We start from the raw sequence: 26,289 nt of genomic DNA, 5'->3' as shown, positions 1-26,289 counted from the left end.
CTAGTTAGCCTGGCTAACGATACTATCCGCCGGTTCGGTCGCCGGAGTGACGCGGCACACAAGAACGACGGCGATCGCACCCAGCAACTGGCAGGCCGCCACCGCGGCGAGCAGAGCGGGGGCGCCGAGCCCCGCCGCCAGCCCGGCCCCGGCGGCCCCGGCCGCAGCCGCGGTGACCTTGAGCCCGGCGCCGAGCGTGAACACCTGCGTTCGGACGCCGGGCGGGGACTCCTGGTCGCGGACGGCGAAGACCGCGACCGACACCGGGACGCCCAGCCCGCCGGCGAGCGCGAAGAACGGCAGGCCGATCCAGCCGCCGGGCAGGAAGACCAGGATCAGGAGCGGCACCGCGCTGAGACCCAGCGAGACAGCCACCACCCACTCCGGCCGCCACCGGCGGATCGGCCAGCGGGTCAACAGCAGCGAGCCGGCCAGCCCGCCGGCCGCGCCCGCCGACAGGATCACGCCGGTCAGCTCGGGCTGGTTCTGCTGCGCCGCGAGCAGGGCCGCCACCAGCGGCAGGGCGCCGACGCCGACCATGCTGAAGACCGTGCCGGCGGTGACCGCGCCCAGCCTCGGGCGCCGCCACATCAGCCCGAGCGCCGCGAACGGTGAGGCGAGCCGGCGCGACCCCGTGCCCACCGGCAACGGCAGCGTGATCACCAGCGCCGCCGAGACCACCACCAGCGAGGCCAGTCCGGCCGTGGCCCAGGCGGCCCCGGCCAGCCCGGCCAGCACCGCGGCCAGGGCCGGCCCGGCGATCCCGGCCACGCTGTACGACATCACGTCGAGTCCGAAGGCCCGCTCCAGCCGCCCCGGCACGAGGTCGCCGAGCAGGCTGCTCAGGCCGCCGATCAGCAGCGGGGCGACGCAGCCGGCCACGATCAGCGCCGCCACCGCTCCCGCCGTGGACCGGCCCACCAGCAGCGCGGCGGCGCCCAGACAGGCGGCGTAGGTGAGGTAGGCGACCGCATAGAGCAGGCGACGACTGCGGGCCGCGTCGGCGAGCGAGCCGACGAGCGGCGCCGCCAGCACGTGCGGCACCATCAGCGCCGCGATCAGCCCGCCGGCCAGCGAGGTGCTGCCGGTGCGGTCGAGCACGAGCAGCAGGATCGCCACCCGGGCGCCCTCGTCGGCCAGGCGGGCACAGACCGCCACGCCCAGATAGCGGCCCAGGACGAGAGAGGACGACACGTGAGCAGAAGCTACCCGACGCCGAACGGAGGCGGCTCGACCGCCGGGCAGCGCGTGCCGGCCGCCACCGGCACTCCGGTGAGCAGATACCGGTCGACCGCGGCGGACACGCACGGGCTCTTGTTGTAGACGACGTGACCCCAGCCGTCGTAGGTGAGCAGCCGAGCCGACGGGCCGAGCCGCGCGGTCACCTGCTGCGCCCACGCGTAGGCGGTGGCCGGGTCGTGCACCGAGTTGACCAGCAGCGCCGACGCCGGGCCGGTCAGCGGCGGCACCGGGCGCTGCGGGTTGTCCGGTGGCGACGGCCAGCCCAGGCAACTCGCGACAGCGGTCATGGCGAGCGGCGAGACCAGCATCTGCGGCGCGGAGGCGGCCGGCGTCCGCAGGCGGCGCTGGAGGTCGGCGTAGCCGGAGACCGGGAAGCGCCAGTCCTCGCAGAAGACCGGCGCGAAGCTGTGGTCGATGAGGTCGACCGGCGGCGCGGCCCTCGGAGCAGCCCGGCGGCCGGTCATCATCGCGTCGCGCAGGTAGTAGGCGAACGAGTACCACTGGGGGTCGTAGAACGCGGTGAACGCGGCCATGGTCAGCTGGGCGACGCCGAGCTTGTTGGGCGGGTCGTACGGGTTGATCAGCTGACCGGCCCGGGCCCGGGCCATCGCGGCGACGAAGAGCTTCGGAATGTTCTGACCGCGCAGCACACACTTGTGGTCGCGGGCGCACCACTTCACGAACTCGCCGAACGAGTCCTGCGCGGCCGCGGTCTCCTGCACGAGGAAGCGGTCGAGATCGGCGCTGTGGTCCATCACGCCGTCGAGCACCAGGCCGCGCAGCCGGTCGGGGTAGCGCTCGGCGTACTGCTGGCCGATCAGCGTGCCGTAGGAGGCGCCGTAGAAGGTGATCTTCCGCTCGCCCAGGGCCCCGCGGACGGTGTCCAGGTCGCGCACGACGGCGGCCGTGTCGACGTGGCCGAAGACCGGGCCGCTGCGGGCGGCGCAGTCGGCGGCCAGCTTGCGGTTGTACGCGAGCATGGCGGCGTACTGCTGCTCCGACTCGATCAGCACGGACGGCTGCGTGTCGATCAGGTCGCGCGAGCAGAGCACGGGCGAGCTGCGCCCCACCCCGCGCGGATCCATCCCGACGATGTCGAACCTCTCGCGGACCTCCGCGCCGAAGAACGAGCCGGCGTTCAACGTGAAGTCGACGGCCGATCCGCCCGGTCCGCCCGGGTTGACCAGCAGCGTGCCGATCCGGCGGGCAGGGTCGCCGGCCGGGCGGCGCGCCATGGTCAGCGTGATCGCCGGGCCGGTCGGGCGGGCGTGGTCGGCCGGAACCTTGATCGTGCCGCACTGCACCTGCGCGTCCTCGGGGCAGGCGGCCCACGCGATCCTCGGGGCCGCCGGACGGGCGTGGGCGGGCAGGGCCCCGTACGCCAGCAGGGTGACCACCGCGACGGCCGCGGCCGGGAGAGCTCGCACCCCGCCCATCCTGGCCGCCACGAAGATCATGAGTGCGGTAATCAGGTGAAGTTCAGCGTGCCGTGGCACCGTTGGGCGATGAAACCCGTTGCCCGGACACGTCTCGTCTTCGCCGCGGCCGGCACGTTCCTCCTGGTCGCCTGCTCCGACGGCGAGGCGGCCACGCCCCGCGGCGAGACCACGTTTGCTCCGCCGCCCTCGTCGGCCGCCGCGTCCCCGTCCGCCACCGCGACCGCGGCGAAGTCGCCTGATCTCGGTAAGCCGCAGACGATCGTGAGCGGGCTCGAGGCGCCATGGGGGCTGGCGTTCCTGCCCGACGGCTCGGCCCTGGTGAGCGAGCGCGACAGCGGCGACATCCTGCGGATTCCGACCGGCGGCGGCGAGCCGGAGCGTGTCCACCAGGTCGACGGGGTCGACGCGGGCGGCGAGGGCGGGTTGCTCGGCATCGCCGTCGACCCGGAGTACGCGCAGAACAAATACGTGTACGCCTACTTCACCGCGTCCGGCGACAACCGGATCATCCAGTTCCGGCTGGGCGGCAAGCCCCGGATCATCCTCGACGGCATCGACAAGGCCGGCATCCACAACGGCGGGCGCCTGGCCTTCGGGCCCGACGGCTTCCTGTACGTGGGCACGGGCGACGCCGGCAACGGCAGCGAGTCGCAGGACCGCGACGACCTCAACGGCAAGATCCTGCGGATCACCCGGGACGGCCGGGCGGCGCCCGGCAACCCCGACGAGGGCTCGCGGGTCTGGTCGCTGGGCCACCGCAACGTGCAGGGCCTGGCCTGGGGACCGGACAAGAAGATGTACGGCATCGAGTTCGGCCAGAACACGTGGGACGAGGTCAACGTCATCGAGCCCGGCCGGAACTACGGCTGGCCCGAGGCCGAGGGCAAGGAGGGCAACAGCAGGTACGTCGACCCGCTCGTGCAGTGGAGCACCGACGAGGCCTCCCCGTCGGGGGCGGCGGTCGCCGGCGACACGCTGTACGTGGCCGGTCTGCGCGGCGAGCGGTTGTGGACGGTCCCGCTGGGCGGCGGCGAGCCCGAGGCCGAGCTCAACGGCGAGTACGGCCGGCTCCGTACGGTGGCAGTGGCGCCCGACGGCGCGCTCTGGGTCACCACCTCGAACCGTGACGGCCGGGGCGACCCGCGCGAGGACGACGACAAGATCCTGCGGTTCGCCGCCTCGTAAGAGAAGATTCGCCGCCTCGTATGAGAAGTGGCCCGGTCACCGGACCGGGCCACTCGCTACTTGTTGTTGGGCGGCAGTTCGGGCAGGGCCGAGATCGCCGCGGCGTACTGGGCGATCTGGCGGCCGTTGGGCACCACGCCGACGGCGCGGAGCTGGTCGTTGATGGCCTGAGCGACCTGATCCTCATGGTGACCCCGATGGGTCTGCATGATCTTGTTCACGACGTAGTCGACACGGATCTGCTGTTGCCAGCCGGCGGTACGGTAACCGCCCGACCTGGCGTTGCTGATGGGGGCGATGGCTTCCATGCCACGGGTATCGGTTGCCCCGGCCGTGAGTCGAGATTCCGGGGGGCGGTGCAACCCGATGGCTACCGGGTCACACCGCCCCGGCCATCAGTCGGCCGGGGGCCGCTCGTCGTCGATGTCCGACGGGTCGGGCGGCTCGGGCGGGTTGAGCCGCAGCCACAGCAGGAAGAGCAACCCCAGCACGAGCATGCCGATGCCCATCCACAGGTTGATCCGGACGCCCTCGGCCTTGTCGATCTCGGCCTGGGTGTCGAAGATGCCCACCACCGTGACGATCACGCCGTAGACGACGAACAATCCGCCGATCACCCGCCGTACGTCGAAGAGCCGTGCCGCCGCCGACAACTTCTTCTCGTCGACCTGGTCGTTGTCTGCCATGTCGGGGCCTCCTTACCAGACCGGGATGTACAGGGCGATGGCCAGCACGACGGCGATCGTGCCGAGCACGACGGGGTTGCGCCACCAGACCTTCTCGCCGGAGACGATCACCGTGCCGTTGCTGGTGCCGCCGAGACCGTAGACGAGACCGCGCAGCTCGTCCTCGGGCTTGGAAGGCGTGAAGAAGGTGACCGCGATGGCCACGACGACCGCGGTCACGAAGGCCACACCGGCGCCCCAGAAGCTCTGCTCCAGCGCCGAGTTGAACGTGATCGCGTCGGTCAGGTAGGCCACGTAGAGCGTCAGCGAGGCGAGGAAGCCCAGCACCAGCGACCAGAAGCCGGCCCACGGGGTCATCCGCTTCCAGAACATGCCGACGATGAAGGTGGCGAACAGCGGCGCATTGAACAGCGAGAACAGCTGCTGGATGTACTCCATGATGTTGCCGTAACCGGAGGCGATGAACGCCGTGCCGATACCGATGATCACGCCGCCGATCGTGGCGTAGCGGCCGATCCGCAGGTAGTAGTCGTCGCTGCGGCCCTTCTTGATGTAGGCCTGCCAGATGTCGTACGTGAAGACGGTGTTGAAGCCGCTGACGTTGGCCGCCATGCCGGCCATGAACGAGGCCAGCAGACCGGTGACCGCGACGCCCAGCACGCCGTTGGGCAGCAGATCCTCCATCAGCAAGGGGATCGCGTTGTTGTACTGGAGGTCGCCGTCCTTGGCGCCCAGGCCGGCGATCGTCACCGCAGCGATCAGACCCGGGATCACCGTCACGCCCGGGATCAGCAGCTTCGGGAAGGCCGCGATGATCGGGGTACGGCGGGCGGCGTTCATGTTCTTGGCGGACAGCGCGCGCTGCACCTCGGCGAAGTTGGTCGTCCAGTAGCCGAACGACAGCACGAAGCCCAGGCCGAAGAGGATGCCGATCCAGTTGGCGCCGAGCGGGTTGTCGGCACTGCTGCCCGTGTTCGACCACGTGTGCAGAGCGGCCTCACCGAGCGGGCCCTGCCGCACCTTCTCGAACAGCCCGTCGATGCCACCGACCTTGACCAGACCGATGATCGTGAGCGGGATCAGGCCGGCCAGGATGACGAAGAACTGCAGCACCTCGTTGTAGATCGCCGACGAGAGGCCACCGATCGTGATGTAGGTCAGCACGATCGCGGCGCCCACGAGGATCGAAACCCAGAGCTCCCAGCCGAGCAGGGCGTCCAGAATCAGCGCGAGCGCGAAGAGGTTGACGCCGGCGATGAGGACCTGCGCGACGGCGAAGCTGATCGCGTTGAAGATGTGCGTCGGCTTGTTGAAGCGCCGCTTCAGGAACTCGGGGACGCTGCGCACCTTGGAGCCGTAGTAGAACGGCATCATGACGATGCCGAGGAACACCATGGCCGGCACCGCGCCGATCCAGTAGTAGTGCAGCGTGAGCAGGCCGTACTGGGCGCCGTTGGCGGCCATGCCGAGGATTTCCAGCGCGCCCAGGTTGGCCGAGACGAACGCGAGGCCGGTCACCCAGGCCGGCAGCGACCGCCCGGAGAGGAAGAAGTCGGCGCTGGTCTTGATCGCTCTTCGTGCCGCGAAGCCGACACCCAGGACGGTGCCGAAGTAGAGGATCAGGATCAGGTAGTCGATGATGTCGAGATCGAGCCTCAGCCCGCTCTCCGCGGCAAGCGCCACAGGCCACCTCCAAGGGAAAGTCGCCCGCCACCTACCCGGGGCGAGAATCTTTCACACCTGAATGTGTCCGGCGCATTAACGGTGACGAATCACCGGAGTGTGTCGATCGTCTCCGCGGTGAGTTCGGCGATGTTCCGGACGACCAGCGACGCCTGGGCGAGCGCGTCGGACGCGGGCGGATACACGCCGTGCGGGACGGCGATGACGGCCAGCCCGGCGGCGGCCGCCGAGCGCAGCCCGTTGCTCGAGTCCTCGACGGCGGCACAGACGGCCGGGCTCAGGCCGAGCTTCTCGGCGGCGGTGAGGTAGACGTCGGGGTACGGCTTCCCGCGAGGCACCTCCTCGGTGGAGAGCGTGACCCGGAAGGCGTCGGTCAGGCCGGCCGTCTCGAGCACCTGGTCGATCAGGATGCGGGCCGACGAGCTGGCCAGGCCGAGGGGGAAGCGGGTGCCGAGACGGCGTACGGCCTCGACCGAGCCGGGGATCACCGGCAGCGCGGTGCGGTAGCGCTCGGCCATCCGGCCCAGCACATCGGCGGCGACCTGCTCGGGCGTACGCGGAACGCCCACCTCGTTCGCCAGGTGCCCGGACCATTCCGGGGTGCTCATCCCCATCATGCGGTCCTGAGTGTCGGGAAGGAATTCGCGGTCGTACTCGGCCACGTAGCCGCGCCGGACCTCCTCCCAGACCTCCTCGGAGTCGATGATCACGCCGTCCAGGTCGAAGACGACCGCCTCGATGCCCATGCTCAGAACGCCTCCACGGCCGCGACAAATCTCGGCGAAGATCGGAACTGCTCGGTCTGCCACACCCTACGCAGGCCGCACGAGGTTCCCTTCCGGGTCGACCGGGACATATCCCGCAACCGACCAAACCCTACCTCGAAACCCCCATTCCCGTACGCAGCGTAGCGGCGATCCGGGGCCATTCGGTCCGCCCGGACCCGACGGGCGGGTGTACCCCTCCACCGTTTCGGTGAGTTGCTGTTCGGTTGCCGACCGGTAGTTTCCTTGATCAGAAACCAGCCTGAGGAGCACCGCCATGCTTCCTTCGCCGCCTTCCGCAGCGACGAACCGGCGCCGAACAGAGTCACCCTCTGTAAGCGTTGTGATCCCCGTCCGCGATCCCGCGGCGCTGCACCTGATGCTGCGCGGAATGCCCGGAGTGGACGAGATCGTCGTGGTGGACATCGACAGCGCCCTGCCCGAGCAGCCGGGCGCGATCCTCGTACGGCCCGGTTCGGCCGGAGCCGGCAACGCGCTGGCCGCCGGCGTCGGCGTGACCCGGGGCGACGTGGTGGTCACCCTCAACGGGGACGGCTCGACCGACCCGGCCGAGATCCCCCGGTTCGTGGCCGCGCTGGTCGGCGGGGCCGACGTGGCCCTGGGCTCGCGTTACTCGGCCGGCGGGCGCGACCTGACCGGCGGCCGGTTCCGCCGCTGGGCCAACCTGCTGCTGATCTGGTGCCTCAACACGCTGCTGGGCACCCGCCGCACCGACCCCGGTTTCGGGTACGCGGCGTTCTGGCGCGACACCGTGCCGGACCTCGGCCTGCCCGACCCAACGCCCGGCGCTACGGCCGGCGCCTCATGGGGCGCGGGACCGGAGGTCGGGCCGCTGCTGGCGTTGCGGCCCGCGGTGCGCGGCCTGCGTGTCGCCGAGGTCGCCAGCGTCGCCTTCCCGCCGATCCGCCGGACGCTGCGGTCCGACCGTCCCCGGCTGCACCACTGGCTGCGGACGGCATGGCGCGAGCGGAATACGGGCGGACGCCACGCGACTGGCGCCCCGCGGCCGCACGCCCCACGTTCGCTGCCCGTCCTCAATCCGCTGCCGCTCCTCGATGAGCGGGACCCCCGGCTGCGGAAGACCAGCGAGACGGGCGTGGGACGACGAGCTCTCGACCGCCGCGCCGTCCAGGCCCTCGCGGCCGAAAGGCAGACGAGCGAACCCGCTCGCCGGTTCACCGGCGCCAAGGGCTGGGACCAGACCGATCGCCGCACTGTCCGCCCGCTGTGGGCGTCGTACGGGCGCGGGGCGACCGGCGCGCACCAGCTGCCGAACGCCGCTCCGCCGGTGTGGCGCGACGGCCATCCGGAACGGCTCGGGGGCCCCGACACCCAGCCCCGGCCCGGCTCGGCGCCGTGGCCGGAAGGCGGCACGACCCAGCCCTCGTTCCGCCCGGAGATCGGCTCGCGGCGACGCCGCATCGCGGGCTTCCGCCAGTCCCAGCCCGACCTGCGCGTGATCAACGGCGAGGGCGCGGGCGCGGCCACCGGCCGCCGCGCCCGCCTCCGCTCGGTGAAGAAGCCCCCGCTCTAAGCGCGGTTGCGCAGCTCCGGGAGGATGCGCTCGGAGTAGAGGCGCAGGAAGCGCTCCTGGTCGGGGCCGGGCGCGTGGAACACCAGGTGCTTGAAGCCCATGTCGAGGTACTCGACGACCTTGCCCAGGTGCTCGTCGGGGTCGGACGAGCAGATCCACCGGCTGGCCGTGCGCTCGACCGGCAGGGCGTCGGAGAGCCGCTGCATCTCGATCGGGTCTTCCACCCCGGTCTTCTCGTCGGGCGAGAGGGCCAGCGCACCCCAGTGCTGGGTGTCGTTGAGCGCCTTGTCGTAGTCGTCGTCGAAGCTGACCTTGACCTCGATCATCAGGTCGAGGTCGTCGATCTTGCGACCGGCCTTCTCGGCCCCCTCGCGCACGGCGGGAAGCAACGTGTCGGTATAGAGCGCGTGGCCCTTGCCGCTGGTGGTGATGAAGCCGTCCGAGATGCGGCCGGCCAGCCGCGTGGCGGCCGGGCCGGAGGCGCCGATGTAGATCGGGACCGGCGTCTCGGGCTTGTCGTAGATGGTGGCGTTCTCGGTCTTGTAGAACTGACCCTCGTAGGTCACCCGGTCTTCCGTCCAGAGCTTCTGGATCAGCAGAACGGCCTCCTTGAGGCGGGCGAACCGCTCCTTGCCGTCGGGCCACTCGAGTCCCAGCGGCACCTCGTTGAGCGACTCACCCGAGCCGACGCCGAGGATGACCCGGCCCGGCGCGAGACAGCCGAGCGTGGCGAAGGCCTGCGCGACCACGGCCGGGTGGTACCGGAACGTCGGGGTCAGCACGCTGGTGCCGATCAGAATGCGCTCGGTGCGGGCGGCCAGCGCGCCCAGCCATGGCAGCGCGGCGGGGGCGTGCCCGCCGTCGTGCCGCCACGGCTGGAGGTGGTCGCTCACGAAGACCGAGTCGAAGCCCAGTTCCTCGGCCAGCACGCCGTATCTGAGGAGTTCCACCGGCGGGAACTGTTCCGCCGAAGCCTTGTACCCGAACCGAATCATGATGCGACCTTAACCCGCTGCCTTGTACGCCTTCCCGGCCTCGGTCGGGCTGTTCCCGTCCTTGTACAGGCCGAAATCGACGCTGTCGCCCACGGCAGGCAGACCGAACCAGGCGTAACGCTCGACGAACGACCGCTTCTGCATGCCCTTGGTGCTGCCGTCGATGAAGGTGACCAGTTGAGCCTGCGTCGGGTATTTCGGCGTGCCGCTGAAGTTCATCAGGCCGTACTCGGTGACCCAGATCGGCTTGTTGTAGCGCTTGTGCACGGCGTCGACATAACCGAGGAACTGATCGACGGCCGCGCCGGAGAAGTCGGATCCGTACCAGTGCAAGGTGATGAAGTCGACGCGGTAGCCCTTCTGCTTCGCGCCGGTCATGAACCGGTCGAGCCAGCCGCCCTTGGTGTCGCCGCCGAACGCGACCGCCGGACTCCCCAATCGCTGGCCGGTCGACTGGAGCCGGGGCCACGCGTCGAGAGCGGCCTCGACCGTCATGTCGGCCTGACCGCCCATGTCGGGCTCGTTGAACCCGAGGAGGACGTCGCCCTCCTTCTTCGCCTCGGCCAGGGTGGCGTCGGTGACGTTCTTCTGACCCCAGATCATGGGCACGAACTCGACGTCGGCCGGCCCGGGCATGCTGCGGTTGGTGGACGACCAGTTGTAGTACCAGCCCGCGCCGACGTCGTCGAGGGCCGCCTTGGCCGGGGCGAATTCCCAGACCCCGACGCCCTTCTTCTTGCTCGCCTTGGCGGTGATCACTACCGGCGCCTTGGTGGTCGGCTTGGGCTTGGGCTTCTGCGTCGTCGGCTTCGGCGTGGGCTTCTTCGACGGGACCGGCGCGGCGCTCGTGGGAGTCGCCCTGGGCGGCGCGACCACAGCTGCGGTGGTGACCGGCGGCGGGCCGGACTGCTGGGTGACCACCACGGCGGCGGCCCCACCGGCGACGGCGGTGGTCGACAGCGCGGCCGTGAGCACCTTGCGGGAAAGGCTGAAGCCGACCTTGGCCGCGACGTGTTTGGCGCTGATCGCGGTGCCGGTCTTCGCGGCGCCGGCCATCGCGCCGGCCTTGGCCGCGCCGAGCGAGGCCAGCGCGCCCTTCCCGAACAGGCCGGCGGGCAGCGGGACCAGGGCCATGCCGGCCAGCAGGCGCTCGGCCGCGACCAGACCGTTCCAGGAGGGTGAGCAGGAGCGGCACTCGCGGGTGTGCCGGGCGATGCGCTTGCGCCAGAGCGGGCTGGGCCGCCCGTCCCACTCGACGGTGATCATCTGCAGCTCGGCGCAGGGCGGGCTGGCGGTGAGCGCCCGCACCACGACCCGGGCCGTCTCGAGCTGGCCCTTCATGCGCTGGATGCGGACGGCGGCGTGCTGGCGGGTCACCTCGGTGGCCTCGACGATCTCGTCGCGGGTCAGCTCGCCCGAGGCCTCCAGCCACCACAGCGACAGCAGTTCGCGGTTGTCCTCGTCGAGCCAGCGGGTGGCCTCGGCGGTCTCGCGGCGCTGGCCGCTGAGTTCGAGCCGGGTGATCGCCAGATCGGTGAAGTCGGCGCCGGGATCGCGGACGTCCTCATGCAGAAGCGGCTCGGGGGCGCCGCGGCGGGCCCGGAAGCGCTCGCGCACCTGCCGCACGGTGATGGCCACCAGCCACGACCGGAACGCCTCGGGCTCGCGCAGGTCGCCCAGGTTGCGCAACACGCGCAGCATGACGTCCTGCACCACGTCGTCGACGTCGGCGTGACCCTCGAGCGCCCGCCCGACGATCGTGTAGACCAGCGGCAGGTAGCCGGCCACCAGCCGGTCGACCGCCACCGGATCGCCGGCGCGCGCGGCGATCACGACCGTGATGTCGGGTTGTTCCGCCATTGTCCAACCTTCCCGAGGGGACTCCCATACCGATGGCCAACCGGCCACGGGAAGGGAGACGTCCGTGCCACCACTGGATAACACGTATTTTCGTGATGATCGGATGAGGCGGTGCGCCGCAGGCCACGATTAGCAGCCGGGCGGAGCGGGCACCACAGGACCATGCGTATGACAGTCCGGCTGGATCTGCCCCGTGAAGCGGGAAGTGTGCCCACCGTCCGCCGGCTGCTGCGTTCCACCCTCGCCGTGCTGCGCGTCGACCACGAGGCCCAGGACGACCTCGAGATCGCGGTCACCGAGGCCTGCTCGAACGTCGTCCGGCATGCGACCGGCACCGACATGTTCGAGGTCTGCCTGGACGTCGGCGACGGCCACTGCTCGATCGACGTGCTCGACAACGGCCCCGGATTCGATCCGGACCAGGTCGGACCGTCGAAAGCCGGGAGCGAGAGCGGCCGGGGGCTGGAGCTGATCAAGGCTCTGGGCGAGAACGTCCGCATGCACTCCGTGCCGAGGAGCGGCAGCTTGATCCACTTCGAGAAGTCATTCGCCTAGGCACCTGGTGCCGGAGTCCCGGGAGCACCGCATATGATGCTTGCTCTTCGGCAACTATTGCCCTGCCCACGTCTTCGCGGAGAGGAGATCGAGTGTCCGTACGTCCGGCTTTCGTCGGCACGTTCCTGCGCGCAGCGCCACCCGACCGACTTCCCGAGGTGGTGGCCCAGCATCTGCGCACCTGGTTTCCCGTCGACGACGTGGAACTGTTTCTGAGCGACCTGACCATGACCGCGCTCTGGCCGGTCATCGACCCCGAGGCCGCGGCCGGCGGCCCGCTCGCGCAGCGCTGTTTCGGCAGCCAGCAGCCGGTCACCGACAACGGCACGGGCACCGTGCTGCTGCCGCTCACGACGTGGGGCGACCGGCTGGGCGTCCTGTACGTCCGGTTCACCAGCACTCCCGACCGGGAGACGCTGGCCGAGCTCGCCTCGGTGGCCGACGAGCTGGCCATCGCCCTGCGCGCCGCCGACAAGGACACCGACCGCTACCGCCAGGTGGCGCGGCGGCAGCGCCTGACCATGGCCGCCGAGTTGCAGTGGGAACTTCTGCCCGGCCGCTCGCTCGCCGGCGAACGGTTCCGCCTGGCCGGTCAGCTCGACCCGGCGTACGCCATGTACGGCGACCACTACGACTGGTCCGTCACCGGCGACCGGCTCACCCTCACCGTGCTCAACGGCGACGGCGACGGCATCGAGGCCGCCCTGCTGACGACGGTCGCGGTCAACGCCATGCGCAACGCCCGGCGCTCCGGGGCCAACATCGTCGAACAGTCCGAACTCGCCTCGGACGCCGTCTACTCGCGCTACGGCGGCAAGTCGCACTTGGCCACCCTGTTGCTCGAGATCGACCTGACCGGCGGCACCGTCGAGGCGGTGGACGCCGGCTCGCCGAAGGCCCTGATCGCCCGCGACGGCGACATCCGTCCGGTCAGCCTGGAACAGCAGTTGCCGCTCGGGATGTTCGGCGACAGCCGCTACGAGACGCAGAAGTTCCAGCTCGAGCCGGGCGACCGCCTGCTCGTGGTGAGCGACGGCGTACACGCGGCAACGCCCGGCGGCAAGCCCCCGTACGGCGACTCCGGCCTGCTCAGCGCGTTGCGCCGGACGCGGCTGCAGCCCCCGACCGAGGCGGTGGGTACGGTGATCCGCGCGTTGCGCGACTACCACGCCGGCGCCGAAGCAGCGGACGACGCAGTGATCGTCTGTCTCGATTGGCTCCGCCGGACGGCATGAATTCGGCCGCGGGCGGGTAGGGGCCACTGCGTAACCGAATACGTCCGACGGACAGGAAAACAGCCGCCATGGATCGGGTCACCGACGTCGCCGCCTCCGTCGAGTCGTCGGTCGGCGCGCTGGTGGCCGTGCTCGACGGCGCCGACCAGGCGCAGAATCCGGGCGTGCCGCCCGCTCAGTTGCGAGTGCTGACGATCGTCGCGCAGAACCAGCACACGAACATGAGCCGGCTCGCCGAGGCGCTCGAAGTGGTGCCGTCGTCGGCGAGCCGGCTGTGTGACCGCCTCGAGGCCACCGGGCTGCTGCGCCGGGTGCCCGACCCGCGCGACCGTCGGGAGGTGCGGCTGCTGCTCACCCCGTCCGCGCGCAAATTGCTCGACGAATTGCGGGAGCGCCGCCGGCAGGCCCTGGCCGACGTGCTCGGCCGCATGTCGGCCACCGACCGCCACGAGCTCGTGCACGCGTTGCGCGCCTTTGCCGACGCGGCCGGCGGCGAGGTCGGGAACGAGACCTTGCGGACGGCCTGAAAGCTTTACTTTCCGGGCAGCTGCCATTGCCCGGCCCCGCTTTTCCTCCGGCCGGGACGCAATTCGCCGCCGGCGGCGGGTCAGTGACCGTTCGCTGCGCGGTATGCCTGCGTCACGCTCTGTGGAATGCGGCCGCGCTCGGAAATCTGATGTCCGTTGGCCGCCGCCCACTCACGGATCTGGCGATTCTCGTCGCGCGAGCCGGCCGTGCGACCGGCCGGCGCGCCCGCACGCCGGGGTGAGACGCGAGCAGTCGCGCGGCCGAGCCGGGTGCCCGCGTTGATGTACGGATCCAGGGCCTTACGCAGCTTCCCCGCATTGGCCTCGGAAAGGTCGATCGTGTAGTTAATGCCGTCCAGACTGAAGTCGACCGTGCGATCGGCCTTCTTTCCGTCCAGATCGTCGATCAGAGTGGTGATTACCTGGCGCGCCATGACGACTCCCGAGTCCATCCGACCAACCGCGCCCAAGTGTTGCGCGCCGCTGCCTTCGTGCGCAACTGTCCCGGCCATATTCGCATTCTTTCGCCTCGTCAATTCCCATCCGGCCGCCCCGTCCGCCGGTCCGGAACAGACGGAAGGCGAATTATGGCCGGCGACATTCACCGGAATCACCACGGGAAAGCTCGGCTTGGCCGGTCGGCCGGGCATCACCTAGTGTCGCTGGCATGGACCGCGACGCCGACTGGCAGGAACAGCGACGGCAGGCCATCGCCGGTCACGCCGCCGCGCTCGAGGCCGGCCGGGCCGCCGAGGCCCGCGAGGCGTCGGCCCTGATCGACGACTTCGTGCGCCGGGCCGCCGAGCGTGGTTTGACACCAAATATCCTGATGGCTCGAACCTTCGACGGCCGCGCCACGTATCGAACCCATGTGCGTGGCTGGTATCTGAAGTCCAACCGTTCGGTCGCCGTGGGCGACGACGGGGAGTACTACGTGCTGACCGTCCCGGCGTCGTTGCGGGCCCGCTTCACCGGGGCCGAGCTGACCCCGAGCACGCCCCGGCTGATCGTCGGCGCGGGCGGCGGTGACGGCGAGACGGTGCCGCTGCGCCAGCTGCTCGATCAGCGTCTCGAGGCGGGAGTCTCCTGGCCTTGATCCGCCGCTCCCTGGCTGCGCTGGGCGCGGCCATGCTGATCGTCCCCCTCGCCGCCCCCACCGCCGCGCACGCGGCGGGCCGGGCGCGTGCCGCGGTCGACGTTCCCTGTCCCAAGCCGAAGGTCGCGCCACCGCCCAACCGGCCACCGCGACCCGTGCCGCCGCCGGACGATCCGGTGGGCAGCGCGATCGGCGGCGACGCGCTGGCCACCCACGGCCTGGTCATCCCGGCCGGGGCCCGGCAGCCGCCCGCCGTCACGGCCACCACCTGGATGGTCGCCGACCTCGACACCGGCGAGGTGCTGGGCGGCTGCGGCCCGCACGTCTTCCAGACCCCGGCCAGCGTCCAGAAGACCCTGCTGGCCGCCACCGTGATCGACAAGCTCGACCCGAAGCAGCGGATCACCGTCGCCCGCAGCGACCTCGACATCGAACCCGGCAGCTCGGCGGTCGGCCTGGTCGTCGGCGGTCAGTACCCGATCTCCACGCTGTGGCTGGGCCTGATGCTCAACTCGGGCAACGACGCCGCCAACGCGCTGGCCCGGCTGGCCGGTGGCGGCGGCCCGGACGGCGTGGCGAAGACCGTGGCGGCGATGAACGCCAACGCCAAACGCCTGGGCGCGTACCAGACCCACGCCGTCACCCCGTCCGGCCTGGACGGACCGGGCCAGTTCACCAGCGCGTACGACTTGGCTCTGATCGCCCGGGTGTGTTTCGCCAATGCCGACTTCCGCCGCTACGTACTGACGAAAAGCGCGCAGATGCCCGCCCAGCCCAAGTTGAAGAAGGGCGGCTTCCAGTTCCAGAACGAAAACAAACTGATCTTCAACTATCCGGGTGCGCTCGGCGGCAAGACGGGATTCACGACGGTGGCCCGGCACAGTTACGTCGGCGCCGCCGAACGCAACGGCCGCCGTCTGGTGGTCACGCTGCTCGGCGCCGAGGCCCGCCCCCAGCGCGGCTGGCAACAGGGCGCCGCCCTGCTCGACTGGGGCTTCGCCCTGCCCCGCGACGAATCCGTGGGCAAGCTCGTCGCCCCCGGCGACCTGGCCCCGGCCGCGCCGACGCCGAAGCCGGCACCCGCCACGCCCCAGGCAGCCGCGACCCGGTCCGATCGCGATGACTCGTCACAACCGTTGTCGTTCGTCGCGGCAATCACGGTGGCCCTGGTGCTGGCCGTGACCCCGCTCCTGCTCCTGCTGACCCAGCGCCGCCGCCGGCGCCCGGGCCGCCGCACCAGCTGATCACGTCGTCAGGGCAACTGCCAGCCTGACCAGAGCAGGCCGAAGACCCAGATGACGGCCACGGCCAGGGCCGCGGTGAACTCGATCAGCAGGGCCATGCCGGCCGCGGCGAGGGCGCGCTTCGTCGAGGGCCAGGCCTGGCCGGGGCCCAGGCGCGTGCGTTCGACCAGGTAGATGCCGAGGACGAAGCCCAGCGGCAGGCCGATCACCGGAATCACGAAGAAGCCGATCACGCCGAGCAGGCCGCCGGCCAGCAGGGCCGAGTTGGGGACGCCGGCGCTCTTCAGGCGGCGTCCGGGAACCAGGTACTTGATCAGGGTGCCCAGCAGCACCACGGCGGTGGCGACGCCGAAGGTCAGCCAGCGGACCGCGACGCTGCCCTCGCCCAGCACGGCCCACAACAGCACGCCGGCCCAGCTCAGCAGCAGGCCGGGGAGGACCGGCACCACAACCCCGACGACGCCCACGGCGATCGCCAGGCCGGCGATCAAGTTGATCACCCATCCGCTGTCGGTCAGACCCATGCGCCCAAGGTGCCAGCCCGGCGCACGCGCGCAAAGACACGAAGCCGAAGTCTCAACCAACCCACAGCCAAACCGATGACCCAGGCAACCAGAACTCGCGATCGCCCCGCTGAGGAGGAGGCAGTCGGTATTTCGACGTCGCGGGGTTTGCGACGGCGGAAAATCGCCTGCCTCCTCCTCAGCCCCAAAGGGGCGAGCGCCGCGGAGCGAAGCGACGCCATGTAACAGCAACAGCAACTGTCGCGCACCCCGATGCGACTTCACCGGGACCCGTCCCCTTCCGAACCTCCTTGTGTACGCCGGAGAGCCCCGCACACGGGCCGCCGACCACAGGGGGAAATCACATGACCAGCACCGCGACGACCGTTGCCGACATCGCTGCCGACACCGCCGCCACGACGGTGCTGTCCGCCGCCGAGCAGGAAGAGATCATCCGCACCCACATGCCGCTCGTCGGCCACCTGGTGCGCGACATGCTCAGCCGCATCCCGAACCACATCCACCGCGACGACCTGACCAGCGCCGGCCTGCACGCGCTGGTCACCGCGGCCCGCGGCTGGGACCCGCAGCGCGGCATCCCGTTCCACCGCTTCGCCGGCACGCGCATCCGCGGCGCCATCCTGGACGAGCTGCGCGCCCTCGACTGGGCGACCCGATCGGTGCGCACCAAAGCCCGCGCCACCGACTCCACCCGTCAGGCGCTGACCACCACGCTGGGCCGCACGCCCTCCGCCGACGAGCTGGCCCAGGCCCTCGGCACCACGACCACCGACCTCAAGCAGACCGACACCGACGTGCAGCGCGCGACCGTGCTGTCGCTGCAGGGCTTCACCACCAGCAGCGCCGACGACCTGGTGACCGAGAAGACCCCGGGCCCGGAGGACATGCTGCTGCGCCGCGAGCAGATCGGCTACCTGCACCATGCGATCAGCTCGCTGCCCGAGCGGCTGCAGGTCGTCATCACCGAGTACTTCCTGCACGAGCGCCCGATGGCCGACATCGCGGCCGACCTGGGTGTCACCGAGTCGCGGGTGTCGCAGCTGCGGGCCGAGGCGCTGTCGCTGCTCAAGGATGGCCTGAACACCCACCTGAACCCCGAGCTGGCGCCGGTTCCGGACAACCCGGAGAGCATCGTCGCGCGGCGTCGCGCCAACTACTACAACAGCATCGCGGAGAGCACGTCGGTGCACAGCCGGCTCGCGATGACCAACGCGCACGGCCACACCTCGTTCAGCCGGGGCATGCCGGTCGCGGCCGCGTAACTGACCGCAGGGGGCTCGGCTTTCGCCGAGCCCCCTTTTTCATGCGAGCGCGCTGAGCACCTTGGGCAGATCGGCCGTGTGCAGCACGCCGAGCCGGCGGGTGGCCCGGGTGACCGCGACGTAGAGGTCGGACAGGCCGCGCGGGCTCTCGGCGATGATCTCGTCGGGCTCGACCACGATCACGGCGTCGAACTCGAGGCCCTTGGCCTGCCGCACGGTCAGCAGGACGACCTGGTTGAGCAGGTCGGGCTGCTCCCCCACGGCCGCGCCGGGGACGGCCTCGACCAGCGCGCGGCCGAGCTCGGCCTCGCGGGCCTCGGGGACGATCACGGCGACGCGCCCCGCACCGGCTTCAGCGGCCTCGAGGCGTACGGCCGCGATCACCTCGGACGGCAGCGCGACGGCCGGCACCCGCAGGGCCCACGGGTCGACGCCGGCCGTGCGGACCGAGCGGGGTGGTTCCAGCGCCGGGTCGACGGCCGCCAGCACGTCGGCCGCCACCGCCATCACCTCGGCCGGGGTGCGGTAGTTGACGGTCAGTTCGACCAGGTTCCAGCGCTGGGCCACGAACGGCTCGAAGACCTGTTCCCACGTGGTGGTGCCGGCCAGCTCGGAGGTCTGGGCGACGTCGCCCACCACCGTCATCGAGCGGCTCGGGCAGCGCCGCATGAGCAGGCGCCACGCCATCGGCGAGAGCTCCTGGGCCTCGTCGACGATCACATGCCCGAAGACCCACGTACGGTCGGCGGCCGCCCGCTCGGCGGCGGTGCGCGTGTCGAGCACCTCGTGCCGCTCGACGAACGCGCTCGCGTCCACGACGTCGGTGGCCGAGAGGATCTCCTCCTCCTGGTCCTCGAAGTCGAGCGAGCGCGAGCCCTCGACGATCTCGAGCACACCCTCCGCGTACTCGATGGCCTCGCGCCGCTCCTGGGCCACCTGCCGGGCCTTGAGCGTGTCGTCGACGCCCAGCAGTTCGGCCAGCTCGTCGAGCAGCGGCACGTCGGCCGGCGTCCAGCGGGCGTCGGGCCCGCGCAGCAGCAGGGCCCGCTCGTCGGCGGTGAGCTCGCTGCCGGCCGACTCGAGCCGGTCGGGGTCGCTGAGCAGTTCGCGCAGCACCCGGCGCGGCGTCAGCACCGGCCAGAAGTCGAACAGCGCCTGCTGGACGTCGATGTCCTCGCGCAGCTCGCGCCGGGTCTCGGCCAGGTCGGCCTCGGAGAGCAGGTTGTCGCCACCCAGGGGGTCGGCCCCGATCCGCTCGGCGATCTGCAGGGAGAGCGCGTGGATGGCCTCGGTGACGAAGATCGACCGGGCCACGTTGTGCGGGCGGCCGGGCCTGCGGGCGGCGGCCCGCGCGTCCTCGAGCACGGCCCGCTCGATGCGCAGCGGGTAGCCGTCGTGGTCGACCTCGACGAAATCGGCGGGCACGGTCTGCCAGTCGGCGACCGCGCGGGCCAGCACGTCGAGCATCACGGTGCGGCCCTTGAGGGCGGCGGTCGCGGCCGGTTCGACGGCTCGGGCCCGTACGCCGGGGAACATGTCGCCGAGCGTCGCGAGCAGCACCCCGGTCTCGGCCAGCGACGGCAGCACCTGTGAGATGTACCGCAGGAACGTCGGGTTGGGTCCGAGGATCAGCACACCCTGCTTGGTCAGCTGCCCACGGTACGTATAGAGCAGGTAGGCCGCCCGATGCAGGGCGACCGCTGTCTTGCCGGTGCCGGGGCCGCCCTGCACGACCATGACGCCGTTGAGTCCGGCCCTGATCACCTCGTCCTGCTCGGCCTGGATGGTCTCGACGATGTCGCGCATCCGGCCGGTGCGGTTCGCGGTCAGCGCCGACAGCAGGGCCGCCTCGCCGGTCACGTCCTCGCGGCCGGCGGCGCCGGACTCGATGTCGAGCACCTCGTCGTCGATGGCGGTCAGCACCCGCCCCTTGGTGCGCAGGTGGCGCCGCCGGGTCACGCCGTCGGGCGACACCGCGGTGGCCAGATAGAACGCCCGCGCGGCCGGGGCCCGCCAGTCGACGAGAAGCGGATCACGATCGTGTTCCTCGGCCGACAGTCCGAGGCGTCCGATGTAGCGCGGCTGATCGGCGGCGAAATCGAGTCGGCCGAAACAGAGACCGTTTTCGACCGCATTCATCTGCGCCAGTTGTTCGGCGTAATGACTGCGAGTTGCCTCACGTTGCGCACGGCCCTGCGGGGTGCCGCCGGCCTCGAGCAGAATCGCCCGGAGACGGTCGTCGGCCTGCGTACGCAGGCTGTCGAGCCGCTTGTAGAGGGTGGTGAGGTACGCCTGTTCGGCACGGAGGTCGTCGTCTCGCGTCACCGCGGCGGAGCTTGACAAAGCCACTCCCCTTTGTGTTAAAATTCGGGCCCTGACGCTCTTTATGAGCGTCTTTTTTGTGCTCGGGAAACGCTTAGATTAGCGCATCGATCCCCGTATCCCCACCCGCGGAGTTTGTTCGTGGCAGTGGAGGACGCCGGCGCCGGTCGCGGCGGCGGCAACTCCGGGGCCGGTCATGACAAAAGCGGGAGACACAGGTTACGGCTCGCCGGAAAACTGTCGCCTATCAGTCAGGTTTCCCGGCGAGCCGTTACGCACGACCGCCGATCCCCATTAACCCGGTCATGACCGACAACCACCCGATCCGCCGCCTCGCCGCTCTGTCCCTCATCGCCGTCGCCACCCTCGCCTTCTCCTCGGCGTGCACCGGCGACGACGAGGCGCCGGCCGGCAACGCGGCCCAGGCGGCCGCGGGCGGCCCTCAGCCCAAGAACATCGAAGCCGCCAAGTCGGCCGCGCAGACCGTCTTCGACCGCTTCGCCGGTGGCGACTTCGCCGGCGCCTGGGACATGTACACGGCCGCGGGCAAGGCCGCAATCACCAAGGACGACTACGTCAAGCTCAACCAGGCCTGCTCCCGCAAGGGCCTGGCGATCCAGCTCACCAGCGCCCGCATGGAGGGCGCCGACCGGGCCGTGGTCATCGCCAAGCAGTTGGTGGCGGCGCAGTCGTACACGATGGTCTACGAGGGCGACGCCTGGAAGCTGGAGCCCGCCAAGGAGGGCCTGGCCCTCTACAAGCAGGGCGCGGCCAAGGCGATCGCGGCCCAGAAGAAGGCCGGCACCTGCGCCAACCAGTAGTCCCCCGGAAACACGTGGGTGCCCGCCGCGAACCGCGACGGGCACCCTCACTACGTGGTGAAACTCAGGCGGCGACGGTCAGGCCGTCCGGGCCGGTCCGGGCGAGCCGGGACGACAGCGTCCCCCGGTTGCCGATCTGGTCGTAGTAGGCGGCGCGACGGCGGGCCACACAGCCCTCCTTGACCCGGTTCTGCGCGGCCAGCGCGGGGTCGAGGTGTGTGTTGAGGCCGTCGCGGAGCAGCGTCAGCGCCTCGGCGCGCAACTGTGACACGCGTGACTCGGTGACCCCGAGCTCCTCGGCGATGCGGGCCATCGGCCGCTCCTCGAAGAAGTAGCCCTGCACCACCGCGCGCAGCCGCTCGGGCAGCGCGTCGATCGCGTCCCGCAGGTAACCGACCCGCTCGCGCCGGATCAGCAGCTCCTCCGGGCCGGCGCTGGGCTCGGTCACCATGTCGTCGGCGCCGACCGTCGCGAAGCCCTGCAGGCTGAACACCACGGCCCGCTGGACGTCGTCGTCGGCGTGCTCGATGTCCTCGACGGAGCAGCCGAGCCGGTCGGCCACCTCGCGAACCGTGGGCATGCGGCCCAGCTCGGCGATCAGCTGCTGACGGGCGGTGTCGGTGCGGCGGGCCCGCTGGCGCACCGAACGGCTGGCCCAGTCCAGGCCGCGCAGCTCGTCGAGCAGCGCGCCGCGTACCCGGGCCGCGGCGAACCGGGCGAACGGCACGCCCCGCGCGTCGTCGTAGCCGCGGGCGGCGTGTACCAGTGCGGCGTACCCGGCGGAGAGCAGGTCGTCCCGGTTGACGTGGGCCGGGACCCGCGTCAGCATCTCGCGGACCAGATGTCCGACGAGCGGCATGTGTGCCTGGACGACGTCCTCCCGCCGGCGGTCGGCAGCGCTCATGGGGGGTCTCCTCGCGTACCTGCCGGAGGGGGGTTTCCGGCACTGAGGAGAAAGGTGATCCCGATAAAGTGCGAAATGGGTCTCGTGGGGGTGCAGAACGGTTGCTTTGCTGCCCGGCATCGACGCCGGCCAAGACCAGGTATGCTTGATCACGCGGCCCGCCCAGTCTTGCCTCGGGCCGCCTGCCGGACCGGCCTAAGACGGTCCTTCGGATCGACCACCACGCGCCGCGACTGAGAACAAAGTCTGCGCCGGGCAGGACGACCCTTTCGATACTTTGGGAGTTCCCGCTACATGACCACCTTCACCGATTTCGGCGTGCCCGCCGTGCTGTCCACGGCCCTCGCCGAACTCGGCATCACCACCCCGTTCCCCATCCAGGCCGCCACGCTGCCCGACTCGCTGGCCGGCCGGGACGTGCTCGGCCGGGGCCGCACCGGCTCCGGCAAGACGTACGCGTTCGCGCTGCCCGTACTGGCCCGCCTGGCCGCCTCGAAGTCGCCGCGCCGCCCGGGCCGCCCGCGCGCGCTGATCCTGGCGCCGACCCGCGAGCTGGCCACCCAGATCGACGCCACGCTGGCGCCCCTGGCGGCCAAGCTCGGCCTGCGCACCCTCACCGTCTTCGGCGGTGTCGGCGCCAACCCGCAGATCAAGGGCCTCAAGGCCGGCGTCGACGTGCTCGTCGCCTGCCCCGGCCGGCTCGACGACCACCTGCGCAACGGGCACGCCTCGCTCGACGCCATCGAGATCACCGTGCTCGACGAGGCCGACCACATGGCCGACCTCGGCTTCCTGCCGGTGGTCCGCCGGCTGATGGACCAGACCCCGCGCGAGGGCCAGCGGATGCTGTTCTCGGCGACCCTCGACAACGGCGTCGACGTGCTGGTCAAGCGGTTCCTGCACAAGCCGGTCACGCACTCGGTCGACTCGGCCACCGAGGCCCCGATCGAGATGTCGCACCACGTCCTGCACGTCCGCGGCGACGACCGCTTCCCGGTGCTGGTCGATCTGCTGTCGGCCCCGGGCCGCTCGGTCGTCTTCACCCGCACCAAGCGACGGGCCAAGGTGCTGACCCGGCAGCTGGTCCAGGCCGGGGTGCCCGCGGTCGAGCTGCACGGCAACCTCGCCCAGAACGCGCGCAACCGCAACATGGCGGCGTTCTCCGAGGGCACCGCCGGCACCCTGGTGGCGACCGACATCGCGGCCCGCGGCATCCACGTCGACGACGTCGCCCTGGTCATCCACGCCGACCCGCCGGTCGAGCACAAGGCCTACCTGCACCGCTCCGGCCGTACGGCCCGGGCCGGCGCGGCGGGCACGGTGATCACGCTGATGACCGACGACCAGCAGTCCGAGGTGCGTGACCTCACCCGCAAGGCCGGCGTCCGGCCCAAGACCAGCCGCACCCGCCCCGGCGACCCGCTGCTGGCCGAGCTGGCCCCGGGCGAACGCACATTCGTCGCGCCGACGGCCGCGCCCGCCCCGGTGGCCACCGCCGGCGGCGCGCCGCGCACCGGAGCCGCCCGCCGGACGGGCCGCGGCCGTGGTCCGGCCCGGCCGGCCGAGGCGGCCGTGCCGGAGCAGAACACCGGCGGCGGACGCCGTCGCGGCGGATCGGGCCAGCCCCGCTCGGGCCAGGCGCGCACGGGCCAGGCACGCACGGGCCAGGGGCGCTCGGGTCAGGCGCGCACGGGTTCGACGCCGGTGCACACGACGCAGTCCCGCAGTGGCGGCGCCGCTGCCTTCTCGTCGGGCACCCGCGTGGGCGGCAGCCGTTCGGGCCGATGACACGCTTCTGAGCTGAAAAAAGGGCGCTGCCGTTGACCGGCAGCGCCCTTTTCAGTGGTCACCCACCCGGCCCGGAGGCGACCAACCTCAGCCGCGCGATCGCCCGCAGCGCCCCGGCGGTGGCCTCGTCGGCCGGCAGCTGGATCACCAGTCGCAGCCCGGTGTCGCCGGGCACCGCCAGGATCTCGTAGGTCATCCGCAACGATCCGGCGCCGGGATGTTCCAGGCGCAGCACGCCGTGAGCCCGGGGCAGGCCGGGCACCCGCTCGGCCCGCTCCGTGAACTCCGTCCCGGCCAGGGCGGTCAGCTCGTCGGCGAAATCGGGCCGGGGCGGGCCGTCTTTGAGGGCCGCGACCTGTTGATCGGCCACGTGGGCCCAGTCCGGGTAGGCCGCCCGGGAGCGTGGGTCGGCAAAGACGTACCGGTTGAGGTTCGGCGCCTCGCCGTCGAGCAACCCGATCGGGCCGGCCAGGCGGCGGAAGCCGGTCGTCCAGGCCAGCACGTCACCGACCTGGTTGACCACCATCGCAGCCGCCGGCTCCAGGTTGTCGAGCACCGCCTGAAGCCCCGGGCGCACGGTTCGCACCGGTTCCTGGGCGAGGCCCACGCAGCTCGTGCCGGAATTCTTGGTGAGCCGGTGCAGGTGGGCGCGCTCGGCCGCGGTGAGTCGCAGCGGGCCGGCCAGGGCGGCCAGCACCTGCGCCGACGGGTGCCGATCGCGGCCCTGCTCGAGGCGGATCAGGTATTCCACGCTGACCCCGGCCAGCATGGCCACCTCGGCGCGGCGCAGGCCCGGGGTGCGCCGCCGGGTGCCCGGTGGCAGCCCGACCTCGGCCGGCGTCACCTCGCCCCGGCGCGTCCGCAGGAAAGTGCCCAGCTCGTTGTCGCCCACGGATCGACTGTAACGACGTTCCGGGCGGCCAAGGTGTCCCCGCCGCTACCACCCTGAGCACGGTCTCCCTGCGAGCCGCCGGCCGCCGCAGGGTCGGGGCATGACGACAAAAGTAGTGGTGGTGGGCGGCGGCTACGGCGGCGTCGTGGTCGCCCGCGCCCTGGATGACATCGCCGATGTGACGCTGGTGGAGCCGAAGGAAGCGTTCGTGCACCACGTCGCCCAGCTGCGGGCGGTGGCCGACCCGGCCTGGATCGAGAAGATCTTCATTCCGTACGACGGTCTGCTGACCCACGGACGGGTGATCCGCGACACCGCCGTGCGGGTCGGGCCCGAATCGGTCGAGCTGGCTTCCGGCCCGCGGCTGGAGGCCGACTACGTCGTGCTCGCCACCGGCTCGACCGGCCCGTTCCCGAGCCGCACCGAGGGCGCCGACCGCAACGCGGCGGCTCAGCGGCTCCTCGATCTGCACGACTCGCTCGCCCGTGCCTCCAGTGTGCTGCTGCTCGGGGCCGGGGCGATCGGCCTCGAGTTCGCCGGGGAGATCGCGGCCGCCTGGCCGGGCCGGCCGGTGACCGTCGTCGACCCGGCGCCCGAGCTGCTCGGCGGCCGGTTCCCCGACGAGCTCCGCTCCGAGCTGGCCCGGCAGTTGGACGAGCTCGGCGTACGGGTCCTGCTCGGCACCAAGCTCGACACCCCGCCCGGCATCCCGGCCGGGACGGTGCGCCCGTTCACGGTGACGACTGGCGACGGCGAGGTGCTCGCAGCCGACCTGTGGTTCCCCTGCTACGGCAGCGAGGTGCCGAGCTCCTACCTCGGCGCCGAGCTGGCCGCGGCCCGACGGCCCGACGGCCGGCTGGCGGTCACCGAGCACCTCCGGGTGACCGGACACGAGCGGGTCTTCGCGGTCGGCGATCTGAACGGCACCCCGGAGCTGAAGACCGGCCGCGCCGCCGACGCCCAGGCCGAGGTGGTAGCGGCCAACATCCGGGCCCTGATCGGGGGCGGGCCGCTCACCGCGTACGAGCCGTTCCCGGACGGGATGATTCTCACTCTGGGCCCGGCCGGGGGCGCCGGGTACGCCCCCGAGTTCGGCATGTTCGGGGCCGCGGAGACCGCTCAGTTCAAGGGCACCTTCCTCGACCACTATCGGGCGAAGCTGGGCGCCTGACCGGCGTACAGGTCCAGGCTGATCGCCACGGGCCGGGCGATGATCGCCCGGCCGGTGGTGACTCCGGCCGCCACCCGGTCGACCACACCCGAGGCGACGACGTGGCAGCCGCCCTCGGTGGGCTCGGCCCGCTCCAGGGTGAGCGTCACGTCGCTGTCCTGGCCGCGAACGCGCAGGACGCCGTCGAGCAGCCAGCCCGCCCCGGCGCGGCGGCAGCCGGTGCTGCGGAACGCGATCACCGGATGCTGGGCGGCGTCGAGGAACTTCTTTCCGGTGATGTCCTTGTTGCGGCGGTGGTCGTCGCTGCGGAAGCTGGCCGCGTCGAGCACGGCCGAGGCGCTGGAGGCAGCCGGGTCGGCGGCCACGGTGATCGTGCCGCCGCGCAGGTCGACGGTGGCCGCCACCGGCTTGAGGCCGAAGACGTGGGTCGCGGTGAGCCGGCACGTGGAACGCTCGGCGTCGATCGTGTAGGTGCCCGGGAGCACGGTGACTCGCACGTTGGTCGTCATGCTCACCAGACTGGGCTCGCGCGCACCCGG

At 71.4% G+C, this 26,289-nt stretch carries 25 protein-coding genes; 11 read left to right on the top strand and 14 right to left on the bottom strand.

Going from position 1 to position 26,289, the window contains the following annotated elements:
* Together KXC43_RS21135 and KXC43_RS21130 are read right to left on the bottom strand one after the other, a co-directional pair.
* Positions 1 to 1,194, bottom strand: coding sequence for an MFS transporter (locus KXC43_RS21135; RefSeq protein ID WP_221377822.1), 1,194 nt, complete (start codon positions 1,192 to 1,194; stop codon positions 1 to 3).
* An 11-nt stretch (positions 1,195 to 1,205) separates the two neighbouring features.
* On the bottom strand, positions 1,206 to 2,669 hold the full coding sequence (locus KXC43_RS21130) for an alpha/beta hydrolase (protein ID WP_308129178.1): 1,464 nt from the start codon (positions 2,667 to 2,669) through the stop codon (positions 1,206 to 1,208).
* A gap of 78 nt (positions 2,670 to 2,747) precedes the next feature.
* On the opposite strand from KXC43_RS21130, the gene KXC43_RS21125 reads away from it, so the two are divergent.
* Positions 2,748 to 3,866, top strand: coding sequence for a PQQ-dependent sugar dehydrogenase (locus tag KXC43_RS21125; protein ID WP_221377821.1), 1,119 nt, complete (start codon positions 2,748 to 2,750; stop codon positions 3,864 to 3,866).
* A gap of 56 nt (positions 3,867 to 3,922) precedes the next feature.
* Here the strand turns inward: KXC43_RS21125 and KXC43_RS21120 are convergent, their stop codons facing one another.
* The 4 genes from KXC43_RS21120 to KXC43_RS21105 form a co-directional block, all read right to left on the bottom strand.
* Positions 3,923 to 4,174 carry a hypothetical protein gene (locus tag KXC43_RS21120; protein WP_255644471.1) on the bottom strand — a complete coding sequence of 84 codons (252 nt, stop codon included), beginning with the start codon at positions 4,172 to 4,174 and terminating at the stop codon, positions 3,923 to 3,925.
* An 87-nt stretch (positions 4,175 to 4,261) separates the two neighbouring features.
* Positions 4,262 to 4,552 carry a hypothetical protein gene (locus KXC43_RS21115; RefSeq protein ID WP_221377820.1) on the bottom strand — a complete coding sequence of 97 codons (291 nt, stop codon included), beginning with the start codon at positions 4,550 to 4,552 and terminating at the stop codon, positions 4,262 to 4,264.
* A 12-nt stretch (positions 4,553 to 4,564) separates the two neighbouring features.
* The gene (locus KXC43_RS21110) at positions 4,565 to 6,235 is read right to left on the bottom strand and encodes a sodium:solute symporter family protein (protein WP_221377819.1); all 1,671 of its coding nucleotides are present in this window, start codon (positions 6,233 to 6,235) and stop codon (positions 4,565 to 4,567) included.
* A gap of 89 nt (positions 6,236 to 6,324) precedes the next feature.
* Positions 6,325 to 6,981, bottom strand: a complete 657-nt coding sequence (locus KXC43_RS21105) for an HAD family hydrolase (RefSeq protein ID WP_221377818.1) — start codon at positions 6,979 to 6,981, stop codon at positions 6,325 to 6,327.
* 361 nt (positions 6,982 to 7,342) lie between these two features.
* Between KXC43_RS21105 and KXC43_RS21100 the strand changes: the two genes are divergently transcribed.
* Positions 7,343 to 8,554, top strand: a complete 1,212-nt coding sequence (locus KXC43_RS21100) for a glycosyltransferase (protein WP_221377817.1) — start codon at positions 7,343 to 7,345, stop codon at positions 8,552 to 8,554.
* Here KXC43_RS21100 and fgd read toward each other — a convergent pair.
* Complete coding sequence (gene fgd, locus KXC43_RS21095; RefSeq protein ID WP_221377816.1) at positions 8,551 to 9,549, bottom strand: glucose-6-phosphate dehydrogenase (coenzyme-F420); 999 nt, start codon at positions 9,547 to 9,549, stop codon at positions 8,551 to 8,553. The two genes, KXC43_RS21100 and fgd, sit on opposite strands and share 4 nt — an antisense overlap.
* 9 nt (positions 9,550 to 9,558) lie before the next feature.
* Positions 9,559 to 11,409: a sigma-70 family RNA polymerase sigma factor gene (locus tag KXC43_RS21090; RefSeq protein ID WP_221377815.1), complete on the bottom strand. Its 1,851-nt coding sequence runs from the start codon at positions 11,407 to 11,409 to the stop codon at positions 9,559 to 9,561.
* A 162-nt stretch (positions 11,410 to 11,571) separates the two neighbouring features.
* On the opposite strand from KXC43_RS21090, the gene KXC43_RS21085 reads away from it, so the two are divergent.
* The 3 genes from KXC43_RS21085 (at position 11,572) to KXC43_RS21075 (ending at position 13,726) form a co-directional block, all read left to right on the top strand.
* Positions 11,572 to 11,964, top strand: coding sequence for an ATP-binding protein (locus KXC43_RS21085; protein ID WP_221377814.1), 393 nt, complete (start codon positions 11,572 to 11,574; stop codon positions 11,962 to 11,964).
* A gap of 92 nt (positions 11,965 to 12,056) precedes the next feature.
* The gene (locus tag KXC43_RS21080; protein WP_221377813.1) at positions 12,057 to 13,199 is read left to right on the top strand and encodes a PP2C family protein-serine/threonine phosphatase; all 1,143 of its coding nucleotides are present in this window, start codon (positions 12,057 to 12,059) and stop codon (positions 13,197 to 13,199) included.
* A gap of 68 nt (positions 13,200 to 13,267) precedes the next feature.
* Positions 13,268 to 13,726: a MarR family winged helix-turn-helix transcriptional regulator gene (locus KXC43_RS21075; RefSeq protein WP_221377812.1), complete on the top strand. Its 459-nt coding sequence runs from the start codon at positions 13,268 to 13,270 to the stop codon at positions 13,724 to 13,726.
* Between the two features lie 80 nt (positions 13,727 to 13,806).
* On the opposite strand, the gene KXC43_RS21070 is transcribed toward KXC43_RS21075, so the two are convergent.
* Positions 13,807 to 14,160 carry a histone-like nucleoid-structuring protein Lsr2 gene (locus KXC43_RS21070; protein WP_221377850.1) on the bottom strand — a complete coding sequence of 118 codons (354 nt, stop codon included), beginning with the start codon at positions 14,158 to 14,160 and terminating at the stop codon, positions 13,807 to 13,809.
* Positions 14,161 to 14,393: 233 nt separating this feature from the next.
* Here KXC43_RS21070 and KXC43_RS21065 point away from each other — a divergent pair, with 233 nt between their 5' ends.
* Positions 14,394 to 14,822 (top strand): hypothetical protein, encoded by a 429-nt coding sequence (locus KXC43_RS21065; RefSeq protein ID WP_221377811.1) that lies wholly within the window; start codon positions 14,394 to 14,396, stop codon positions 14,820 to 14,822.
* Complete coding sequence (locus tag KXC43_RS21060; protein WP_438870905.1) at positions 14,822 to 16,066, top strand: D-alanyl-D-alanine carboxypeptidase family protein; 1,245 nt, start codon at positions 14,822 to 14,824, stop codon at positions 16,064 to 16,066. The genes KXC43_RS21065 and KXC43_RS21060 overlap by 1 nt, the downstream gene beginning before the upstream one ends.
* Before the next feature lie 8 nt (positions 16,067 to 16,074).
* Here the strand turns inward: KXC43_RS21060 and KXC43_RS21055 are convergent, their stop codons facing one another.
* Complete coding sequence (locus tag KXC43_RS21055; protein ID WP_221377810.1) at positions 16,075 to 16,590, bottom strand: DUF456 domain-containing protein; 516 nt, start codon at positions 16,588 to 16,590, stop codon at positions 16,075 to 16,077.
* A 344-nt stretch (positions 16,591 to 16,934) separates the two neighbouring features.
* Between KXC43_RS21055 and KXC43_RS21050 the strand changes: the two genes are divergently transcribed.
* A complete protein-coding gene (locus KXC43_RS21050) occupies positions 16,935 to 17,852 on the top strand; it encodes a sigma-70 family RNA polymerase sigma factor (RefSeq protein ID WP_221377809.1) in 918 nt (305 codons plus the stop codon).
* A gap of 39 nt (positions 17,853 to 17,891) precedes the next feature.
* Here KXC43_RS21050 and KXC43_RS21045 read toward each other — a convergent pair whose 3' ends face one another.
* Positions 17,892 to 20,177 (bottom strand): HelD family protein, encoded by a 2,286-nt coding sequence (locus KXC43_RS21045; RefSeq protein WP_308129177.1) that lies wholly within the window; start codon positions 20,175 to 20,177, stop codon positions 17,892 to 17,894.
* Between the two features lie 302 nt (positions 20,178 to 20,479).
* Between KXC43_RS21045 and KXC43_RS21040 the strand changes: the two genes are divergently transcribed.
* A complete protein-coding gene (locus KXC43_RS21040; protein WP_221377807.1) occupies positions 20,480 to 20,995 on the top strand; it encodes a hypothetical protein in 516 nt (171 codons plus the stop codon).
* Between the two features lie 64 nt (positions 20,996 to 21,059).
* On the opposite strand, the gene KXC43_RS21035 is transcribed toward KXC43_RS21040, so the two are convergent.
* A complete protein-coding gene (locus KXC43_RS21035; protein ID WP_221377806.1) occupies positions 21,060 to 21,899 on the bottom strand; it encodes a sigma-70 family RNA polymerase sigma factor in 840 nt (279 codons plus the stop codon).
* Between the two features lie 294 nt (positions 21,900 to 22,193).
* Here KXC43_RS21035 and KXC43_RS21030 point away from each other — a divergent pair, with 294 nt between their 5' ends.
* A complete protein-coding gene (locus KXC43_RS21030; RefSeq protein ID WP_221377805.1) occupies positions 22,194 to 23,687 on the top strand; it encodes a DEAD/DEAH box helicase in 1,494 nt (497 codons plus the stop codon).
* A gap of 58 nt (positions 23,688 to 23,745) precedes the next feature.
* Here KXC43_RS21030 and KXC43_RS21025 read toward each other — a convergent pair whose 3' ends face one another.
* On the bottom strand, positions 23,746 to 24,579 hold the full coding sequence (locus tag KXC43_RS21025; protein ID WP_221377804.1) for a helix-turn-helix domain-containing protein: 834 nt from the start codon (positions 24,577 to 24,579) through the stop codon (positions 23,746 to 23,748).
* A 100-nt stretch (positions 24,580 to 24,679) separates the two neighbouring features.
* On the opposite strand from KXC43_RS21025, the gene KXC43_RS21020 reads away from it, so the two are divergent.
* Positions 24,680 to 25,750, top strand: coding sequence for an NAD(P)/FAD-dependent oxidoreductase (locus KXC43_RS21020; RefSeq protein ID WP_221377803.1), 1,071 nt, complete (start codon positions 24,680 to 24,682; stop codon positions 25,748 to 25,750).
* Here the strand turns inward: KXC43_RS21020 and KXC43_RS21015 are convergent.
* The gene (locus KXC43_RS21015) at positions 25,726 to 26,259 is read right to left on the bottom strand and encodes a YceI family protein (protein ID WP_221377802.1); all 534 of its coding nucleotides are present in this window, start codon (positions 26,257 to 26,259) and stop codon (positions 25,726 to 25,728) included. The genes KXC43_RS21020 and KXC43_RS21015 overlap by 25 nt on opposite strands.
* Between the last annotated feature and the right edge of the window lie 30 nt (positions 26,260 to 26,289).

The sequence above is a fragment of the Paractinoplanes polyasparticus genome (assembly GCF_019710575.1).
Lineage (GTDB): Bacteria > Actinomycetota > Actinomycetes > Mycobacteriales > Micromonosporaceae > Actinoplanes > Actinoplanes polyasparticus.
Note: the sequence above shows the minus strand (reverse complement) of the source record. Positions and strands in the feature narration are given on the sequence as shown.

What these genes read in the sequence shown, in the direction of transcription:
- KXC43_RS21125 (WP_221377821.1), top strand. Translation starts at nt 2,748, where the DNA reads ATGAAACCCGTTGCCCGGACACGTCTCGTCTTCGCCGCGGCCGGCACG.
- KXC43_RS21120 (WP_255644471.1), bottom strand. Translation starts at nt 4,174, where the DNA reads ATGGAAGCCATCGCCCCCATCAGCAACGCCAGGTCGGGCGGTTACCGT.
- KXC43_RS21115 (WP_221377820.1), bottom strand. Translation starts at nt 4,552, where the DNA reads ATGGCAGACAACGACCAGGTCGACGAGAAGAAGTTGTCGGCGGCGGCA.
- KXC43_RS21105 (WP_221377818.1), bottom strand. Translation starts at nt 6,981, where the DNA reads ATGGGCATCGAGGCGGTCGTCTTCGACCTGGACGGCGTGATCATCGAC.
- fgd (WP_221377816.1), bottom strand. Translation starts at nt 9,549, where the DNA reads ATGATTCGGTTCGGGTACAAGGCTTCGGCGGAACAGTTCCCGCCGGTG.
- KXC43_RS21090 (WP_221377815.1), bottom strand. Translation starts at nt 11,409, where the DNA reads ATGGCGGAACAACCCGACATCACGGTCGTGATCGCCGCGCGCGCCGGC.
- KXC43_RS21085 (WP_221377814.1), top strand. Translation starts at nt 11,572, where the DNA reads ATGCGTATGACAGTCCGGCTGGATCTGCCCCGTGAAGCGGGAAGTGTG.
- KXC43_RS21075 (WP_221377812.1), top strand. Translation starts at nt 13,268, where the DNA reads ATGGATCGGGTCACCGACGTCGCCGCCTCCGTCGAGTCGTCGGTCGGC.
- KXC43_RS21070 (WP_221377850.1), bottom strand. Translation starts at nt 14,160, where the DNA reads ATGGCGCGCCAGGTAATCACCACTCTGATCGACGATCTGGACGGAAAG.
- KXC43_RS21065 (WP_221377811.1), top strand. Translation starts at nt 14,394, where the DNA reads ATGGACCGCGACGCCGACTGGCAGGAACAGCGACGGCAGGCCATCGCC.
- KXC43_RS21055 (WP_221377810.1), bottom strand. Translation starts at nt 16,590, where the DNA reads ATGGGTCTGACCGACAGCGGATGGGTGATCAACTTGATCGCCGGCCTG.
- KXC43_RS21050 (WP_221377809.1), top strand. Translation starts at nt 16,935, where the DNA reads ATGACCAGCACCGCGACGACCGTTGCCGACATCGCTGCCGACACCGCC.
- KXC43_RS21040 (WP_221377807.1), top strand. Translation starts at nt 20,480, where the DNA reads ATGACCGACAACCACCCGATCCGCCGCCTCGCCGCTCTGTCCCTCATC.
- KXC43_RS21035 (WP_221377806.1), bottom strand. Translation starts at nt 21,899, where the DNA reads ATGAGCGCTGCCGACCGCCGGCGGGAGGACGTCGTCCAGGCACACATG.
- KXC43_RS21030 (WP_221377805.1), top strand. Translation starts at nt 22,194, where the DNA reads ATGACCACCTTCACCGATTTCGGCGTGCCCGCCGTGCTGTCCACGGCC.
- KXC43_RS21020 (WP_221377803.1), top strand. Translation starts at nt 24,680, where the DNA reads ATGACGACAAAAGTAGTGGTGGTGGGCGGCGGCTACGGCGGCGTCGTG.
- KXC43_RS21015 (WP_221377802.1), bottom strand. Translation starts at nt 26,259, where the DNA reads ATGACGACCAACGTGCGAGTCACCGTGCTCCCGGGCACCTACACGATC.